Below are 18,819 nucleotides of genomic sequence, written 5' to 3' on the forward strand. Positions count from 1 at the left end.
ATTTAATCATTAGGTCAGTCAGCCCTTGAACTACTTTCAATATCAGGATTGGGCAGCTACGCCATTGGTTCAGATTTGGTTTATAAAGCGCTCCTCCGATGTTGTATGTACAAAGAGAATTTTTTCACAAAGTCAGAGACGAGGGAGTCTTTGCCCAACCATCATTAGCTTAATTACTGGCTAAGCATCCGTTAGCGAGCCTGGTTTGCCTGAGAATACAAAGCCAAAGTTCAGAACGAGACCTAATAGTTAAAATTATTATATCTTTGTGAATGAGCAATTCAATCACTGACACGTCTTCGTCCCTAAATGTTCAAGAAAGGATCAACTCTTTCTGACAACTCGGTGAAAAGCGTAAAAAGTACCCGAAGGGGCTATTGATTCATTGGGCACAACCGTGGTATTGCATTTCATTTCCACTATGGGTGAAAGGTGTTTTCGAAACCCAACCGTTTGCAGTTGTTCTGGCTCTTGTAGCTTACAAAAAAAACAAAAGAAACCGCTCATATAGCGGCTTCTTTTGTTCTTAAATCTTACAAGGTTTCAATTCTTTTGTTGGACGGTGTCCTCCAGCCATTGCTGCAAGGGAATATCCTTGGTCAACTCACCGAGCAAAATGTGACTGAACATGCCTTCCTGATCTATGACCATCGTCGCTGGCAGACCGGTGATGCGATACAGGCCGGAGACCTTTCCGGTCACATCAATGATTACAGGGAAATCGAATTGCTGTTTATTCATAAATTCACGAATGGTCCCCTTCGCTTCCCCTACGTTGACAAACAGGGTCTGCACGTCTTCTTGATATGTCTGAGCGATCTGATTAATCATCGGCATCTCCCTCACACAAGGGGTACACCAGGAAGCCCAAAAGTTAATCATCACAACTTTGCCCCGATAATCGGAGAGCTTCACCTGTTCTCCGGCTGAATTAACGGCAGTGAATTCAGGAGCAATTGCACCGATTTCAATAACACCGATTCTTTGGGTATCTGATGAGAAATTCCCCTGGTAAATTGCCCACGCGGCTGTCAGCAAAGCAGCCATTCCAATCAGGATTGTGATTAAACGTCTCATTCTCGCGCTCTTTATTGCACTTTTTTTTCCCAATTGATTCACCTTCATTTCAAGCCGAGACTATGATGAAAAGCGGCATGAAGCGACCCAAACTGTTGACGAAAGTCCTCTGTTGAGCCATCTCCTACATTACGTCCTTTGTTCATAAAAACAATGTGATCTGCAACATCATCTGCAATCTCAAGTTGGTGGGTGGAGAACACAACCATATGTCCCTCCTCCTTGATTTGTTTGATGAGATTTGCAAATTCCTGCATCCAGAAGGGGTCCAGTCCATTCGTCGGCTCATCCATGATTAGCAGCGGGGGCTTGGCCAACAGAGCCTGGGCAAATAACACACGCTGCCGCATGCCCTTGGAAAAGGTCGTGACCCGCTTGTTTTTTTGCTCGGCCAAGCCTACCAGGGTTAGCACTTCCGATACTCGCGCTTTGGGGACCTTCCTTAGCGCCGCCCAGAACTGGAGCACTTCCTCTGCTGTCAGACCCTGATTGAAATGATAATCATCCGGCATATATCCGATCTGTTCCGAATACCGCTTTCGTTCTTTGGACCAGCGCATTTTGTTTACAATGATTTCACCCGAGGTAGGTTGAAGAATACCTGCCATCATACGCAGCACAGTACTCTTTCCTGCCCCATTTCCTCCACATAAGGCAAGCACATGGCCAGAAGAAACGCGAAAGGATATATCTTCAACAATCTGTTGTTTTTTGATGGATTTGCACAGTCCAACAATCTCTGCTTCCACGTTATCCATGAGAACGCCCCCTCTCCCAGATCCCGTAGACTGCCACAATAGAACATGCAATCCACAGTAGGCATATCCCCGTAAAAATCCAGCTTCCGCTGGATGGTTGTACCCAATCAACCCACTGATAATATTCAGGACCCAGTATGGAGCCCCCGCCAAGTTTGATCACAACAAACAAACGTACCAGCTCAGCCGGATTGATAAAGGTTAGAACGGTGAGTAAGGGTTTTACCCACTGATAAGGCATGAGTCCCAGTACGGAGATTAGAAGTGTCGGCCATCCGATCACAGCGAAAAACCAAACGGAGACGGATATCGTTAACGCTTGCCACCGATTTTTGGATAACGAACCGATGAACAGTGCAATCGTCAGAAATAGCAGTACCAGTCCGCAGGAGAATACCAGAAACAAAAGGTATGTCATCACATCTAAAGGGCTACCCATCCATCCGCTAAGAAGTCCCATCAATCCATATCCGAATGTAACTATAGTCATTAATACAACCGAGAGACCTAAATATTTCCCAATAATAAAAGACATTGTGCCGATGGGGTATGTGGACAACAGCTGCCAGCTGCCCTCTTCCTTTTCAGAAGTCAACGAGAACGAACCCAGAAAGAGAGTCATCAGCGGCAAAAGATAAAGAATAAGATTTAACATGGAACCTGTCGTGCCAGAGTATCCTGCTACAAAATTCTGAGAATTTATAATCAGCAAACTCAGACTAAATACGCAGAAAAGAATCAAAAATGAATAGGCCCAAGGATTGCGAAACCCCATTTTCATTTCTCGTCGAACGACTTGCAACATATCTCCCATCATGGATCACCATCTTTATTGGCCATTACTTGTGGCCTGAATCTTCCGTGGATTCGCTCTCCTCATGTGTTCCTTCATGCATGCCTTCACCCATTCCTTCTTCGGAATGGCCATGCTCACCCATCATATCCATCATCTCTGTGTTTTGTTTCCAGTCGTGGGAGGCAAGGTCTTCGGCGGTCATGATCGTTCCCACACCCTGCTCAGTAACAAAAGCTTCGGCAGATTGTTTATCCTTAAAATTCAGGATGCCATAGGCCATGGGTGTACGCAGTGAAGCATCGTATACATAAGTAGCTTTGCTGTATTCAATCCATTCCTTGTCATTATAGTCACGAACAAAATCCATCCCGATGTTATCTGTTCCGTTCTCTTCTTTCCACTGGTGCATGCAACCGATATCATCAAATTTATAATTTTTACCGTCTTTCGTGGTAAGCTGCGTGGCATAGGCATCATCCTTCACCTGCATTTTGCAAATGGCACAGATGTCCACGTCTTCATTAATAGGCAGCGCCTCGTATTTTTTTCCGCAGGCTGTTAATAACAGCACCCCAAAGAGAAGCACCATGACTGTTTTCAAACTTGTTCTCATTTTCATTTTCGTAATACCCCCATATAGATCATAATAAAAGTTGCCATGCCCAGCAGAATACATCCGATGATCCAAACCTCAATTATCGCATTAACCGCTTGTGCGCCTGTTTTCGTTGTCAGTGTTTCCGCTTTCATGCTCATTAACGGTGATCTGTCGGTTGTCCATTCTCCCTTGCCTTCCGTAAACAAGCTGCTCATAAAGATCATGCCTGGAGATTGAAAGAAAAGCTGATAAGCCGAATTCCGGTTGACCACTTGCTCATAAAAAGGATTAATCTCATAGGAAAGTTCACTGATTCCATCCTCGTTCAGGTCAAGACCCTGAAAGGAATCCCAGTAATTCTCCTTCATCTCATTGTTCCGGCTGTCCATCGCTGAAGCTTCAATCACATTCGAAACAAATTGGTTTCTAGTAAACTGGTTGTCCTCTGCCAGAACAAGCTGGATACCAATGAAATTGCGAAGCACCGCATTGCTGCGAATTTCATTTCCTGAGGATTCGGCAATGTTCATGCCCACACGATTACCTTCCACAACATTGTTATGAATTGAGGATCGCTGTACGTCATACAATAAAATCCCTTGTGAATGCACATTTTCGCTCTGTTTACGAAAGGAATTTCCGGATACAACCGTATTCTTGACGCCCATCACCATGGCCCCTGTACTGTTGTTCTCTCCCACATTGTCCACAACAGAAGAACCATCGATATACATACAATGAATGCCGTACCTGGTATGCAGAAGCGTGTTACCTTTGACCGTAAGATTGCGACTGTTCTCCAAGTAGATTCCGTCCCGCATGCCCGTAATTTGGTTCTCCTCGATGGTGTTACGATGGGAATTGTACAAGTCAATGCCATTCCCTTTTTGACCACTGGAAGCCGATTCTGATCCAGCCCATGAAATGTTATTGCTATGTATGAGCCCATCGCGGGAACCCCGCAGCACAATTCCGAAACTTTGACTCTGAATATCAAGGTCCCTGATCTCTGCACGATCTCCTTCAACCTGAATCGCCGCAGTGGGTTCATTCGTTAAGTGCTGAATCGTGAACCCTTGTAATGTCACTCCATCTGAACGAATGGTGATCGTGGACTCAGCTTCTGTATTCAATACTGTTACGGATGAGTCCCCTCGAATGGATATACTCTTGTTTATACTTACGGGACCAGCATAAGTACCAGGCTCAAGTACAAGCACTTCACCAGGTTTAGAACCATCAATGAGTGGCTGGAGTGGAATAGCGTCTTTTGTTCCAGAAGCAGCGTTTGCAGCATCAAGCGGATAAGGTAATAGGATCGCCAGTATACCCATAATGAGTAATATTCCTAGGACAATCCGTTTGTTCAACATCATAACCTCCTTCATGAAACACACTGCCCATAGTGTACATAAAAACAAATTTCTACCATATAGCTCATTCTGGCTATAGAACTGTACTTTTTGTGTCCAATTTGTGAGGTCGTTGGAGTTAAAAGCAAAAAGAATGACATTCCACTACACAGAAAGAACGCCCGGATATAATAAAAAAGCTTATTACAGACGATTATGGTCTGTAATAAGCCCTTGCTCCAATGCATACCGTGTCAATTGAACACGATTTTGAACCTGCAGTTTTTGCAAAATGTTTTTCAAGTGATTCTTGACGGTATACTCTGAAATTGTATAATTTGCAGCGATTTCTTTGTTGGTCCATCCTGCAGCTACACCATATAGAATATCCTTTTCTCTTGTGGTTAATGGAACATCAGGTTCTTTTTTCTCTGTGAGTGAGACATCCTTCAGGATTTGATAAGCCACCTCGCGGCTCAAAGGAGCTTCTTCTGTAACGATGGAATGAAGATATTCCAGCCACATGGATGGTTCAAGGTTTTTGAGAAGATAGCCCTGAGCTCCCCGCTTCAACGCCTCCAAAAGGTGGAGTACATCATCCGAGACGGTAATCATGACAATCTTCACATAAGGAAAGGCCAATTTGATCCGTTGTGTTGCTTCAAGACCGTTCAGGATCGGCATCTGAATGTCCATAAGGATCAGATCGGGAAGCCACTGTTCTGTATAATCAATCGCCTGTTGACCGTCCGATACGACGCCAATCACTTCGAAGCTGGTATCCATGGATAAAATTTCACATATGGCTTCTCTCGCATGAGCGTGATCGTCCACAACAAGTACGCGAGTATGGCTCATTGCATCTCACCATCCTTTGAAAATTCGACAACGGTATGCTCCTCTTCCCTTCGGAATTGCATATTAAAGTTCAGTTCATTCATCCGCTCTCGCATGATTTTTAATCCATATCGATCCTTTCGTTCAAAAGGATTCATCTCAAACCCTTTTCCATTATCTCGAATCGTGATATTCCAGCACTGCTTGTGCCCATTTCCCTGAATCCATGCTTGGGATGCGGATGCATGCTTTTGAATATTAAAAAGAGCCTCACGAATACAAGCGAGCAGTTCTACTCTCTCTTTGTCAGTAAATGAATCCTCCGGGATGCTCCACTCCAGTTCAATTCGGACAGGGATATCTTTGGAAATCCTTCGAATTTGACCAATCCATGTGACCGATTCGTTCATAGTCAAGGCTTGATCATCGTTAGGATCATAACGCAAATCTGCAATGGCTTGACGCACATAACGATTGACTTCATGAACCGTTTTTTTGATCGAATACACATCGTCCAGCTGTTGATCCTGCTTGGCTTGCTCCTCCAGACGTCCGACTTTCACCGATAATAGAAAAAGGGATTGCGCAATTCCATCATGAAGTTCTTTGGCCATCTTTTCCCGAGATTCAAATGCGGCTTTGACTTCACGCTCATGCTCCAGCTCTTTTTGGATACGTTCCAACATGAGAAACAGCCGAGTTAACAACGTTATGCTCACAACATATACAATGACAGGCGTCAGCCAGTTGCCCAGATCCATTGATATATAGGGGAGCAAAAACTGATGTCGTACATATTCCCAGAGTCCAACGGTCAAGGTAGGAATGAGCAGAATCATCCACTTGATTTGTTTGTAAGACATATTCTCCTCCTACATATCAAGATAAGAATCAGTGAGGCAAACGAAGAATATAACCAAATCCCCACAGGGTTTGAATCAACTCTTCCCGATTCGGCACATGCTCGGATAGTTTGTCACGCAACCGTTTCACATGAGTATCTACAGTTCGATAATCCAGATCTTCCTCATGCTCCACTTTCCAAACAATTCTCAGCAGGTCCTGCCTGGAGAAAGCTATTTCCGAGTGTGTCGCCAGATGATAAAGCAAATCAAATTCTTTGGGCGTCATATGAATTTCCTCATCTTCTATTGTGACCCTTCGGGAAGCTGGATTGATTAAAATGGAGGAAATCAGCACCTCGCTCGCTGAATGATCTTTTGGCGCAGGCTCGACCAATCCGTTATAACGAGCCATCATGGTTTTGATACGGAGCACCACTTCCCTCGGACTGAATGGTTTCATCACAAAGTCATCTGCCCCTGCTTTGAAAGCTTCAAGCCGATTCCCTTCTTCTGACTTGGCTGTCAGAAACATGACGGGTATGCTGAAGTTTGTCCGCAGGTAATGGCATATTTCAATTCCCTTAACATCGGGAAGAATCCAATCCAGAATGATCATGGCATACGACTCCTGATGAAGCTTACTTAAGGCTTGCCAGCCCAACGAAGCCTCTTCGATGATAAATTGTTCTTTCTCCAAATACATTCGAAGAAGTCTTCGGACCCGTTCATCATCATCTACAATTAATATTCTATGTTGCGGCAGGGTCCTGTTCATGTTTTACCTCCACTTCTTTGTGATATGTAATCAGCATACCTTCATCAAACTTAAAAGGCATGACTCCATAGAGCCATGCCTTTTGATAATCTACTTTCGAATTGTAGACAATGTATGAACGATTATGTTCAGGCTATTTCTTGCTGTAAGACACCTGTTACGACATCGTCGGTAACCTTAACCATTCCCAATGTCAATCCCAATTCTCACATGCACCAATTATCATGGCTTCGAATATGGATATCTACTAAGCCCCAAATTTTTTAAACCTAGTAATAGAGCCCATTCCTCAGGTTTTTCACAAAATTGATACCGAAATGCATTTGACAAAGCTATATATTGATATAAAATTAAGAATATAATCTATATATAGTGTTTGTTTTTGATCACCTTTCATTTGTCAAGGAGGATATGATAGTGCTAATTGTGTATGATTCGATAACCGGGAATGTTAAGAGGTTTATTTCCAAGCTTCAACTGCCGGCTGTTCAGATTCAGAATCAAATGACGATTGATGAACCGTACGTACTTGTGACATATACAACAGGTTTTGGACAGATACCTGATAAGGTGTCTTCTTTTTTGCAAAAAAACTCTGAATACCTGATTGGCGTGGCCGCCAGCGGTAACCGTAACTGGGGTGAGCGTTTTGCCAAAAGTGCAGATTTGATATCTGCTTCTTACAACGTCCCGGTTATCAGTAAATTTGAATTATCTGGATCCAAAAGAGATGTGGAGTATTTTGAACAGGAGGTGAGCCGCATTGCGTCATATTGAATTGAATAACATGCTGTTAAAGCGCGACTCTGATGGCTTCTTCCAGTTACATAAGGATCAAGAGGCTGTAGAGGCGTTTATGAAAGAAATCAAAGATAAAAGTATGGCATTCGCCAACATTGATGAACAAGTCCAATTCATGATTGAACATGATTATTACGAGGATTTCTATGCTTCCTATACAACCGACCAAGTTAGAACCGTATTCGAAATTACACGCGGCTATCAGTATAAGTTTCCTTCCTATATGGCAGCGTCCAAGTTCTACACCGATTATGCGTTGAGAACATATGACCGAAAAACATACCTTGAGCAATATGCGGATCGAGTCGCAGCCGTAGCACTTCATCTGGGTCAAGGACACTTTGATACGGCTTGTTTGCTGTCTCGTTCTATGATGGAGCAGCGTCTTCAACCCGCGACCCCCACTTTTCTGAATGCCGGAAAAAGTCGGCGCGGTGAACTGGTTTCTTGCTTCCTGCTTGAAATGGATGATTCACTGAACTCCATAAACTATGTACTGAACACTTGTATGCAGTTATCCAAAATCGGTGGTGGAGTGGCTGTCAACCTGTCGAAGTTGCGTGCTCGCGGAGAAGTCATTAAAGGTGTCGAAGGTGCTGCTAAAGGCATTACGCCTGTTCTCAAGCTGATGGAGGATGGTTTCTCCTACGCCGATCAGATGGGTCAACGGAAGGGTTCTGGCGCAGCATACTATAATATTTTCGGTTGGGACGTTATGGAACTGCTGGACAGTAAAAAGATCAATGCGGACGAGAAAATCCGTCTGAAAACTCTCTCTATCGGACTTATCGTTCCTAATCGTTTTTATAAGCTGGCTCAAGATAATGAGCCCTTGTATCTCTTCGCACCTTATAGTGTCTATAAGGCGTATGGAACACATTTGGATGATATGGATTTGGATGTGATGTATGATACGTTGCTCGCTGACGACCGTGTGAAGAAGAAAAAATCGTTGAGTGCACGGGATATGCTGACCAAAATAGCGATGATTCAACTTGAATCCGGCTATCCCTATATCATTAATAAAACCAATGCTAATCAAGCACATGCCTTAAAAAACGTAGGACAAGTCAAAATGTCCAACCTCTGCACAGAGATCTTCCAACTTCAGGAGACTTCTGAAATTACAGACTATGGTCAACCGGATATTATCCGCAAAGATATTAGCTGCAACCTGGCCTCCCTCAATATTGTTAATGTTATGGAGAGCGGCAAGATCAAGGAATCCGTTCATGAGGGAATGATCGCACTGACCTCCGTTAGCGACATGACGCATGTTGCCAATGCTCCAGGTGTAGCCAAAGCCAACTCCGAAATGCATTCCGTTGGTTTGGGTGCCATGAATCTGCATGGTTATTTAGCCAAAAACAGGATTGCTTATGAGAGCTCGGAAGCCAAGGATTTTGTACGTACCTTCTTTATGACCATGAATTATCATTCTCTGGAGAAAAGTATGGAGTTTGCAATGCAAACCGGCCAACGGTTCCATGGATTTGATGAGTCCGACTATGCGACTGGTGTATATTTTGATCGTTATGTGACCACGGATTACCGTCCCAACACATCGAAAGTACAACAATTGTTTAACGGAATTGATGTTCCTTCGCCCGATGATTGGAAACAGCTTAAATCTAAAGTGATGGAAAATGGCCTCTATCATGCTTATCGGATGGCTATTGCTCCAACAGCGAGCATCTCTTATATCCAAAATGCAACATCCAGTGTAATGCCCATTGTAGAACAAATTGAGACACGGACCTATGCCAATTCAACCACGTATTATCCGATGCCCTATTTGCAAAAGGATAACGTCTTCTATTACAAATCAGCGTATCAAATGGATCAATTCAAAGTGATCGATTTGATTGCGGAGATTCAGCCGCATGTGGACCAAGGAATCTCCACGATTCTTCATGTAAACAGTGATGTATCCACTCGAGAATTGGCTCGCTGCTACCTGTATGCTGCTCATAAAGGGTTGAAATCTCTGTATTATACAAGAACCAACAAGCTAACGATGGAAGAATGCATTGCTTGCTCAATATAAACAAATCCCCTTTTGGGTATTACGATTGGAGTTTGATATACCATGCCGGCAATTCAAGCTGTGAACTGGAATCGAGCAGATGATGATTTCACGCTCATGTTCTGGAATCAGAATATTATGCAATTTTGGACCGATGACGAGATTCCTTTATCCGATGATAAAAAGACCTGGGGCATGCTCAGTGATACAGAAAAAGACGCTTATATGAAAGTTTTGGGAGGCCTAACCCTTCTGGATACCATTCAGGGCGGTGTAGGTATGCCGCAGATTATGGAGCATGTGGATGGACTGCAACGCAAGGCTGTACTGAGCTTTATGGCGATGATGGAACAGATTCATGCGAAATCCTACAGCAGTATTTTTACCACATTGGCATCAACCGAAGAAATTGACAGTGTATTTAAATGGGTGGAAGAAAATCCATATCTGCAAACCAAAGCGACGGTTATACGTCAGTATTATATGAACATTGAAACTTCAAAAGATTTATATATGGCGATGGCCGCTTCCGTACTTTTGGAAAGTTATTTGTTTTACAGCGGATTCTTCTACCCACTCTATTTAGCTGGACAAGGTAAACTCACCTGCAGTGGTGAGATCATTGATCTGATTCTGCGGGATGAAAGTATTCATGGTGTATATGTGGGTGTGTTGGCCCAGGAAATATATGCAAGCTTTGATGAAACGCAGCGGAATGATGTGTACCAAAGTTTGGTTGACTTAATACAGCTTCTTCATCAGAATGAGTTGCAATATACGCAGGAATTATATACCCCTATTCATTTGACCGAGGAGGTCGAAACATTCCTTCGTTATAACGCTAATAAAGCGATGATGAACCTCGGTTTTGAGCCATTATTTGAAGACGAGGAAGTCAACCCGATTGTGTTAAATGGAATCAGTACCCATACCAAACAGCATGACTTTTTCTCTAAAAAAGGCAACGGGTATATTCGCACACTGAATGTGGAACCCCTGACGGATGATGATTTCAAGTTCGAATAAGCCATTACATGATTACAATGACTACGTGTAGCCAATGAATATAAATAAAGAAGGCTATTCCGCACAGAGGAATAGCCTTCTTTATTTAATCTTCGAGAAATGAAATCAGTCTTTGCAGGAGAACAGGCTCTTCCTTTCGAAATTGCTCCAATCGGACCCTTACCTTTGCAAATATTTCATTGTCTTTACGTATTTCATGTCGAATGTATTGATCCCTTAACTTCATTGCCCTTGTAGTTATATCCTGATAACCATTCACAAGTTGTTCGTCGTAGGGGATGATCCCCTCATCGACCAAGTAGCCAATCCGCTCGCTCATCATTTTTTTGTGCTCCCAGAGTACATGAAGATGTCTCACATCGTTACGTTCACCAAGCCGGGGATCATTGCTCTCTACGGCATCATAATACATCTGCAAATAGTCATAGACATCAAGGCCAAAAGCCTGTTCTTCGTCAGGATTGTAATTAATGCGGTTCAGATGGGTCTCTCCGTTCAGATAATCATGCAGCTGGTCGAGTGCTACGATTCGATCAAAAGGATAAGGGGAATGCGGCTCGTATTTGTAAAAATACGTGTGGTGATCTGCCGTGAGTCCCTCTCTCAGCAGATGTCTCATGGAATGGATAGCATCCTGGAAGTCTGTGAACGAAATCTGCAAATTGCGGTAAACTCCTGTATGATCGAACATGGAAGCATCAAAAACACGTTTGTCCCAATCAAAACCGTATAGAAAGAGATGATGAGGAAACGGTTCTTTCTGATAGGCCGCCGCTGGCGGTAGCTGAGCTTCATCCAAAAACACGACGCAATAATAACCGCTGCGAATCTGATCCGCGAAAAATTGAGGCCAAGCGTCCAGCGCCAAATGCTCCAGAATCGTATAATTGACAGAGCATGTCAGTAGAAATGGATTGTTGAAATTCAATTCGTTGGGCTTGCCCCGGAAGAAATCGATATAAAACTGTCTGCCATCCTCCAGAAAGGTTTTCTTGCAGGATAACTGAATGAAATTGCTGTAATACCAAGGAATCGTTTCCTCATGTGCACTGGTAATTGAAAGTGTGTAAGCCCACCGCAGAAATCCTTTAAGCGGCGGGTTTAACACGGGTAGCTGAACAGCATCCATTCTTTCTCCCCCTTCTGAGTTCTGAGACTTTACCCGGCTACTCTACCTCATGTCGAGAATCCGCTTAACTGCTTGCACTACTATATCCCTTCACGGCCTGTTTCCAGAGCAATCGTACAGCTGTGAAAAGTATAAGTGAACCGACCAGCGCCAGTCCTGTATAGAGCCAGCTGAGCTGTCCCAGCAGGAACATCGGTCCGAAATTGGTAATCAGGAACAGCGGTATGATGAAGGTACCGATCCGCCGGACCCAAGTCGGGTATATCGCCATCGGAAAGTTGTTGGCATCCCACGCGGAATGGGCGATCTCCGATGCAGAACCCGTCTGAACGAACCGAAATGACAGCAACGCAGGGATAATCATTAGACAGTATGTGATGATAACGGAGACGAATAACAGCAGCATAAACCCGGCAAGCTGGAGAAATGTCAGGGGTATGTCCATGGCATGCCAGCCAATGCCAATCATAACGAAACCAACCAAAATATCAGGGATCGGCAGCGCCAGATCGACATAACGCAAGGAAGCCATAAATTGAAGAGAAACCGGCTTCGTTAGCATTAGATCAAGCGAGCCGTCCTTAATATATTCCGGGATTTTCGTGAAATTTGTGAAAAACAGCCCCACGTAAATTCCTGTCACCACGGTGTGCATGCCTATAAATAGAAGCAGCCCTTCAGGCGGTATGCCGTCTACGTGAAGATCGGTGCGGAACACGACGAGCACATATAACAGTTTGGCGAGCAGGTAAACGGATTCCACTAGCAGGCTCATCATGAAATTGCCCCGGAACTCCATCTGGGCAATGAGACAATTTTTGATGAACATGCCGTACAAATGTGCGTATTTTCTCATGGCTCTAAACATATGGAATGCCCGCTACCCCCCAACCGCCGAATATTTCTTCATGGATATCCGCCACGTTAGACGGGATAGCCATAAGAACAGGAGTATCCACCCGCACTGGATGAGCAATCCCTGATACATGGCCGCCATTTCCGTCTTACCGCTGAGGACATTAACTGGAAAATAAATGGTATATGGAAATGGCGTGTACTGAAGCGCCTCCACAATCGAATCCCCGAAAATTTCCAACGGAAACATGCCTCCACTCAAAATATTGATGAGCAGACTCGTAATGACGAAAAAGTAAGAGATTTCATTCAGATAAAAAGCACTCGCACAGATGCAGTAGGAGATTAAGAAATTGAGCAAAAGTGCCCCCGACAGTGTGACGACGAAGAGGATCAGCCGTATGACCTGGAACTCAAGCACGCCCCCGGCAGATGCGAGCCAGATAATTCCGACGAGCAGCACAGCTGTAACTCCGTAATAGATCGCCTTCTGTCCGAAAAAGGATACTAGCCGATACCCGAAGTAGCTGACTGGTTTGATCAAATACTTGTTGAGGCCGCCGTTTTTGATATCATCGACAATCTGGTGCTCGAACTGGGTAGCGATCAGCTTGGATACCAAACCCGCCAAGATGGTATACAATATGATTTGATTGTATGAATACGAGAACAGCGCTGCTTCGCCAGAATGTTGGTACACCGCTGTCCATATAAAATACTGAACAAGAATCGGAAACGCGGCTCCGAGAAGACCGAGAAAGAAGTGAAATCGGTATTCCATCGATTGCTGCACACCCATCGAAAAAACAGCTGTATACAATTTGCGTCCACTCATCCGACAGATTCCTTTTGGTAGAGCATCGAGATACTCTCCTCGATTGGCACGTCCTCAATCGTCCAGTCAACGATCGGAAACGAATCGAGCACAGCTCGTGATACTTCTTTTAAGCGGTGTTTGGGCAGCTCCAGAACAACGCTATAGTCGTCTGCGCTGATTACTTTCCCGAATTTGACCAATCGCTGCTCGGCAACTGGCTCCGAGAATCGCAATTTCACAATTTTGTGCTCACCAAACAGATCATTAATCTTGTGAAGATCTCCGTCATACAGAAGACTGCCTTCGTTAATGATAATCGTCCGCTTGCACAGGTCCTCCACATCCTTCATGTAGTGGCTTGTCAACAGGATTGTCGCGCCAAACTGCTCATTATAGTATTTCAGAAACTCCCGCACCCTCTTCTGCGAGGGAAAATCCAGGCCGATCGTCGGCTCGTCGAGATACAGCAGCTTCGGTCGGTGGATCAGAGCGGCGATCAGCTCCATTTTCATCCGTTCACCCAAGGACAGCCTGCGTACCTGCACATCCAGGAGGTCCTGCACATCAAGCATTTCCGACAGTTCGGCAAGACTTCGACGGTAGAGTTCATCCTCCACGTCATATATACATTTGTTCAAATAAATCGAGTCACTGGCGGGAAGGTCCCACCAAAGCTGATTTTTTTGGCCCATCACAATGGAGAAAAGCCGTTTGAATTCGTTCTTTCGCTCCCAAGGTACATAGCCAAGTACGTCAGCCTTTCCGCTTGTGGGATATAGAATGCCCGACAACATTTTGAGCGTCGTGGTTTTTCCTGCTCCGTTTGGACCCAGAAATCCAACACACTCTCCAGGGCCGATATCGAAGGAAACGGATTTAACCGCTTCCTTCACAAGTGATTTGCGAGCAAACAAGTTTTTCAGTGAATGTTTGAGTCCAGCTTCTTTCCGGTAATATACGAACGATTTGTGCAGTTCCCGCACACGGATAAAGTCCATCCCCGCTCCTCCTGAATGATTGCATGTTTTCCCTTATTGGGCGGCTGAAAGTTAAAGCGATTAAACTCCGTTGTTATACAGAAGCACGCATTTCGAACAAATCGGTGTCAGACCACAGGCCAGAATTTCCCGCTGTTTTCGCAAATCCTCACCGTGGAAAATATCGGCCACACTTTCTTCGTACAAATTACCGACACTGAATTCCGGAAAAAATTTGCATGGATTGACTTTACCGTCCGGCATTACATCCATCCGGTTCGAAATCGAGAAACACTTGGTTCGATTCATGGCCGGCTTTTCACTACCGCGAATAAATCCTTCTACCTCTTCGGGCTCCAGCGCAGGCTGATAGCGGATACGTACATTCCACACACGTGAATTGACTCGTTTAAATTCCTCGATTAACGTGTCGAAACGGTCAGGCGAGATGTGAAACGTGAAAGAGTGCCAGCTGTTCTTGTGGTCGCTTGCAAAGCGGGAGGCAAGATGCGGGAAGTGGGCATCAAAGTAGGTGTCCATTTTTTCCGCCGTATCCGAAGGGATGTACCATGGGAAGCAGAAGTAAACGGAATCCACGCCCATCTCTTCAAAGAATTCCATCAAGTTATACAGCTGGTCGACCATCTGGTCATTTACAGTCAGAGCTACGGACACTTTTCCTTTGTACAAGCCCTGCTTTTGCAGATCCAACAGCAGCTGTATGGCGTGAATCACTTTCTTGAACGTGCCTTTGCCCCGGATCGCGTCATTCTCCTTCTCGAAGCCTTCCAGGCTGACGAGCATGACCAAATTCTTTGACATTTTCAAAATAGAATCCAGCTTTTGTTCAATAAGAATTGCGTTCGTACAAATGGTCGTGTGCCGATCTTCCTTAGCCAGCAGTTCTGCCAGTTCATCGAACTTGGAGTAGAATAGCGGTTCTCCGCCCCACAGGAATACACGTGATTTGCGTTCTCTCGTTTCGGCCAATAGTTTCTCCACGACGGGAATTTCAATCTCGTCTCTCTTCACTTCACTGGCAAAGCCGTGATGGAAACCATCCGGGTTCCATTCAAAACAATGCTTGCAGCGCAGGTTACAACCGTTATTAAGCTTGATTCCGATCTCATAAGGCACAGGTGCGGCATACGTCGGGTCTTCCCGGCGCTTCCTTCCCGTTTCTGCTAAGGGAACGAGGGTTCTTTTCATATTTTGGAATGTCTGCTGGTCAAACGTAACTGCTGTTTTCGGCTGCATGCGTTTTCCTCCCCAAATGGATGATTTTTGATCGCTGTTCCAACAAACGTCTGTACATTTCCTCCAGATGTTGTCCCGAGTAATCTCGGGCTTTCCATTCTGCAAATCGGATACCAAAACCGCAGGACTCCCAATAGTTTGAATTCTGAAGCTCATGCTCGCCAAACGGCTCCAACATGACAAAAGGGATTCCGTAAGACAGCGAGTCGTTCAGTGACGCTCCTCCCGGCTTGCTGATTATTGCAGCGCAATTGCGCAGTAGGTCCGTGTAAACAGAGTAATCTCGGAGTGGAATGGCCCGGAGAATGCCATCTTCACGCACATATCGGTTCATTGGCGGAAACGAATGCTTTCCCTGAGCATCTCTGCTCCACGGGTTCCATGAAACATCTGTTCCGAAGTAGCGTGTGCTCCCATCGTCCTCTTCCACCTCAGAAGGTTCATACACGATCACATCCAATGGGTAACCGAGTTGACGAAGCTCTGAGATCGTTGCTGTGTACGTCCCGATCCCCCAGCCGCCGCCATGGATTAAAATACGTCCCGCTCGCTGTGCATAAGGCAGGAGTTCCATATCATCTGAAGCAATATAGCCGTCTGGAGATAGCTTCGAAGCTTCGTAAAGCCAGACGTTATTGTAGTCAGGATACAAGGACTTGTGTACCTTAAACGATGGTGTATCGCACGCATCCAAGCGGATCAGTTGAATATCCAGAGGCGTCTGCGCCATGGTTTTGTAACGCTCCAGGATCGGCAACCAAAAACCGGTAAACACAGCAAAGCGGCATACACCGTCGCGTATCCAGGTGTTCAACAGTAGCTGGACTTCCGCCTGGTTCAATGAGGCGTCAACAGGCTTAGCCAATTTATGACCCATAAGGGCAACAGAAAAATCGGCATGAAATGCTTTTTTGGTGGCATGAATCTTGCGCCTGACTTCTTCATGATACAGGTTCTCCAGAACGTGAACGTCTGTCCTGACACCTCTACCTTGCAGGTACGTGTGCAGATGCATAGCCGGAATGTATGCGCCAAGCGAATTGCCCGACGCAAGCAGGGTAACCGAAGATGGATTCATGCGCAGCCTCCGCATTCCAGATTTAGTTGTACACTTTAATAGACAAGTCGGCGAGTACCTGCCTCAGGCTCACAATCAGCTCACTGCGATGTTCGTCATTACGGCCCACCACCGAGAAATACAGACGTCCCTTTGGCATGCCCCGCTTACTCTGAACTCCTTCGGTTATACGTCTAGAGGTCAGGATTTCGTTCACCATTACGGTGTTAGATGAAATAGGAACAATTCCGTACGCACCTTGACCTGTGAATAGAAGACCGGATATATGCAGAGCGTCCAGCAGCCTTTCGAACGCAAAGCCTTCAGGTAGACCAAGAGACAAGAAGGTAAGCAGGCCGGTATGGTCGTACGTCTCCCAGCCTTTATCGAGATAAGCATTAATGAGCCCCATCGACTTGCGGGCGTTAATCTCAACAATGGGTACGACATCCCCGCCCTCCAAAATCATGGAGTCAAAGCAAACGAAACCGTGATATCCGTCCTTGGACAATATCCGAAGTGCCTTTTCCATCGTGTCAAAATAACCCGCGTTCCTCAGTAAAAGGATCATAGCCTCATCCGCTCTGATAGACCCGCCGTAATTCTGCTGTTGGTTCAGCATGCGCTGAACGGATATGAAATCGGTCTCACCACTCTCTCGAATGAACCAGTGTGAGCTGAAATCAGTCTCTTTCCTCAGAAGAGGTTCCAGCAGGAATTGCGAGCGCAATCCTCTTCTCTCCTGCTTTTCCAGGTGCTCTGCTATCCTTCGTTGCATAGCTTCATTTTCAATGAGCATGTTGCCCTTGCCGGAAACACCGAATGGATCTTTAAGTAAATATGCACCTCGCTTCAGCAGCGTATTTCCGACAGCCTGCACTTCTAGTGCGCTGTTCACTTCCGTGCCATAGCACTTCTCTCCGATCCTGGAGAGGAGTCGGTTGGAATAGAATTTGGAGTTTACACGTTTAACCGTCTCATGATCCGGCAAAGAACCCAACGATCCGGCTGCATGCAGGTACTCCTCCGTATCAGCCGTAATCGCATAAGGTGAGAGATGTTTTACGTTGTGAAATAATATCTCTTCACGCTGTTGACCGTCTAATGCAAGACTGAACATACACTGCTTGAAAAGGTCCGGTTCGGGTAGGGACCTCTCCTCATCGCTCAAATCAAAGTGATGACGGCTACGAAAATAAAAACCTAACCCGTTCAGATATTCATACAGTCCTGGATCGATTTTGCAGCGGCTGTAGAGAATATCGTCTGGTCCGCAAAATGGAAATAACAGCTCGTCCATACATAAAACAATGCATTCCCGATCCTTATCAGGCATAGCGGGTAACTTTGCTAAATTCGGATCCCTCCATCGCGTTTCCGGATCAAATGTCCCCATAACAATCGTTGGAGTCACCCCGGCTTCACTTCTGGACATCTTCGTACAATGATTGCTCTTGAGGCTGGCAGCTTTTCAGAAATGTCATAAATGTGTCGATCGACTGGAGGTGTTCATAATCAAATTCGTCATAGTCAATAATTACGTTTAATTGATCCTCAACTTTGAGCATAAACTGGATCATTTGCAGAGAATCGAGACCAATATCGTTATTCAGTTCCGTTGCTGGGGACAGGGATTGGCGTAGTTCCGGTTGGTCTTCTTTAATAGCGCACAAAATATCTACAATTTGATCGTACATGACTACACTCCTTTAAAGTGATAATTGTGTGAGGGTACAACCGAAATTATTACGCTTACAGATGCCATTCAAATCAAACCTGATTTCGGCTTTTTTCTCCTCCCTCTTCCAAAGTTACAATTATTATCTTTATAATGAC

Annotated in this window: 19 protein-coding genes; 3 read left to right on the plus strand and 16 right to left on the minus strand. The window is 45.0% G+C overall.

The features are described 5' to 3' along the window. Positions 1–543: 543 nt before the first annotated feature. The 8 genes from P5G61_RS17860 to P5G61_RS17895 all read right to left on the minus strand — a co-directional run bounded on the left by P5G61_RS17860 (position 544) and on the right by P5G61_RS17895 (position 7,038). The gene (locus tag P5G61_RS17860) at positions 544–1,077 is read right to left on the minus strand and encodes a TlpA family protein disulfide reductase (protein ID WP_301247745.1); all 534 of its coding nucleotides are present in this window, start codon (positions 1,075–1,077) and stop codon (positions 544–546) included. 44 nt (positions 1,078–1,121) lie between these two features. Then, positions 1,122–1,835 (minus strand): heme ABC exporter ATP-binding protein CcmA, encoded by a 714-nt coding sequence (gene ccmA, locus P5G61_RS17865; protein WP_301247746.1) that lies wholly within the window; start codon positions 1,833–1,835, stop codon positions 1,122–1,124. Then, entirely contained in the window at positions 1,828–2,649 is an 822-nt protein-coding gene (locus tag P5G61_RS17870) for an ABC transporter permease (RefSeq protein ID WP_301247816.1), read from the minus strand. The genes ccmA and P5G61_RS17870 overlap by 8 nt, the downstream gene beginning before the upstream one ends. 25 nt (positions 2,650–2,674) lie before the next feature. Beyond that, on the minus strand, positions 2,675–3,250 hold the full coding sequence (locus P5G61_RS17875) for a nitrous oxide reductase accessory protein NosL (RefSeq protein ID WP_301247747.1): 576 nt from the start codon (positions 3,248–3,250) through the stop codon (positions 2,675–2,677). Further along, entirely contained in the window at positions 3,247–4,599 is a 1,353-nt protein-coding gene (locus tag P5G61_RS17880) for a right-handed parallel beta-helix repeat-containing protein (protein WP_301247748.1), read from the minus strand. The genes P5G61_RS17875 and P5G61_RS17880 overlap by 4 nt, the downstream gene beginning before the upstream one ends. 186 nt (positions 4,600–4,785) lie before the next feature. Beyond that, positions 4,786–5,439, minus strand: coding sequence for a response regulator (locus tag P5G61_RS17885; RefSeq protein ID WP_301247749.1), 654 nt, complete (start codon positions 5,437–5,439; stop codon positions 4,786–4,788). Further along, a complete protein-coding gene (locus tag P5G61_RS17890; RefSeq protein WP_301247750.1) occupies positions 5,436–6,281 on the minus strand; it encodes a sensor histidine kinase in 846 nt (281 codons plus the stop codon). The genes P5G61_RS17885 and P5G61_RS17890 overlap by 4 nt, the downstream gene beginning before the upstream one ends. Before the next feature lie 28 nt (positions 6,282–6,309). After that, the gene (locus P5G61_RS17895; protein ID WP_301247751.1) at positions 6,310–7,038 is read right to left on the minus strand and encodes a response regulator transcription factor; all 729 of its coding nucleotides are present in this window, start codon (positions 7,036–7,038) and stop codon (positions 6,310–6,312) included. A gap of 417 nt (positions 7,039–7,455) precedes the next feature. Here P5G61_RS17895 and nrdI point away from each other — a divergent pair, with 417 nt between their 5' ends. The 3 genes from nrdI to nrdF are packed head-to-tail and all read left to right on the plus strand — an operon-like array spanning position 7,456 to position 10,891. Next, positions 7,456–7,815, plus strand: a complete 360-nt coding sequence (nrdI, locus tag P5G61_RS17900) for a class Ib ribonucleoside-diphosphate reductase assembly flavoprotein NrdI (RefSeq protein WP_024634092.1) — start codon at positions 7,456–7,458, stop codon at positions 7,813–7,815. Further along, positions 7,802–9,886 (plus strand): class 1b ribonucleoside-diphosphate reductase subunit alpha, encoded by a 2,085-nt coding sequence (gene nrdE / locus P5G61_RS17905; protein ID WP_301247752.1) that lies wholly within the window; start codon positions 7,802–7,804, stop codon positions 9,884–9,886. The genes nrdI and nrdE overlap by 14 nt, the downstream gene beginning before the upstream one ends. Before the next feature lie 42 nt (positions 9,887–9,928). Continuing rightward, positions 9,929–10,891: a class 1b ribonucleoside-diphosphate reductase subunit beta gene (gene nrdF, locus P5G61_RS17910; RefSeq protein ID WP_301247753.1), complete on the plus strand. Its 963-nt coding sequence runs from the start codon at positions 9,929–9,931 to the stop codon at positions 10,889–10,891. An 85-nt stretch (positions 10,892–10,976) separates the two neighbouring features. On the opposite strand, the gene P5G61_RS17915 is transcribed toward nrdF, so the two are convergent. The 8 genes from P5G61_RS17915 to P5G61_RS17950 all read right to left on the minus strand — a co-directional run bounded on the left by P5G61_RS17915 (position 10,977) and on the right by P5G61_RS17950 (position 18,680). Further along, complete coding sequence (locus P5G61_RS17915; RefSeq protein ID WP_301247754.1) at positions 10,977–12,020, minus strand: hypothetical protein; 1,044 nt, start codon at positions 12,018–12,020, stop codon at positions 10,977–10,979. Positions 12,021–12,084: 64 nt separating this feature from the next. After that, a complete protein-coding gene (locus P5G61_RS17920; RefSeq protein ID WP_301247755.1) occupies positions 12,085–12,876 on the minus strand; it encodes an ABC transporter permease in 792 nt (263 codons plus the stop codon). 24 nt (positions 12,877–12,900) lie between these two features. Continuing rightward, positions 12,901–13,710 (minus strand): ABC transporter permease, encoded by an 810-nt coding sequence (locus P5G61_RS17925; RefSeq protein ID WP_301247756.1) that lies wholly within the window; start codon positions 13,708–13,710, stop codon positions 12,901–12,903. After that, the gene (locus tag P5G61_RS17930; RefSeq protein WP_301247757.1) at positions 13,707–14,690 is read right to left on the minus strand and encodes an ABC transporter ATP-binding protein; all 984 of its coding nucleotides are present in this window, start codon (positions 14,688–14,690) and stop codon (positions 13,707–13,709) included. Before P5G61_RS17930 ends, P5G61_RS17925 begins: the two co-directional genes overlap by 4 nt. 60 nt (positions 14,691–14,750) lie before the next feature. Beyond that, positions 14,751–15,926, minus strand: coding sequence for a radical SAM protein (locus tag P5G61_RS17935; protein WP_024634099.1), 1,176 nt, complete (start codon positions 15,924–15,926; stop codon positions 14,751–14,753). Beyond that, complete coding sequence (locus P5G61_RS17940) at positions 15,898–17,004, minus strand: glycosyltransferase family protein (RefSeq protein WP_301247758.1); 1,107 nt, start codon at positions 17,002–17,004, stop codon at positions 15,898–15,900. The genes P5G61_RS17935 and P5G61_RS17940 overlap by 29 nt, the downstream gene beginning before the upstream one ends. Before the next feature lie 22 nt (positions 17,005–17,026). Next, a complete protein-coding gene (locus tag P5G61_RS17945; protein WP_301247759.1) occupies positions 17,027–18,418 on the minus strand; it encodes a hypothetical protein in 1,392 nt (463 codons plus the stop codon). Further along, positions 18,405–18,680: a phosphopantetheine-binding protein gene (locus P5G61_RS17950; protein WP_079349196.1), complete on the minus strand. Its 276-nt coding sequence runs from the start codon at positions 18,678–18,680 to the stop codon at positions 18,405–18,407. The genes P5G61_RS17945 and P5G61_RS17950 overlap by 14 nt, the downstream gene beginning before the upstream one ends. Positions 18,681–18,819 lie beyond the last annotated feature (139 nt).

It is taken from the genome of Paenibacillus vandeheii, assembly GCF_030433635.1.
GTDB lineage: Bacteria > Bacillota > Bacilli > Paenibacillales > Paenibacillaceae > Paenibacillus > Paenibacillus vandeheii.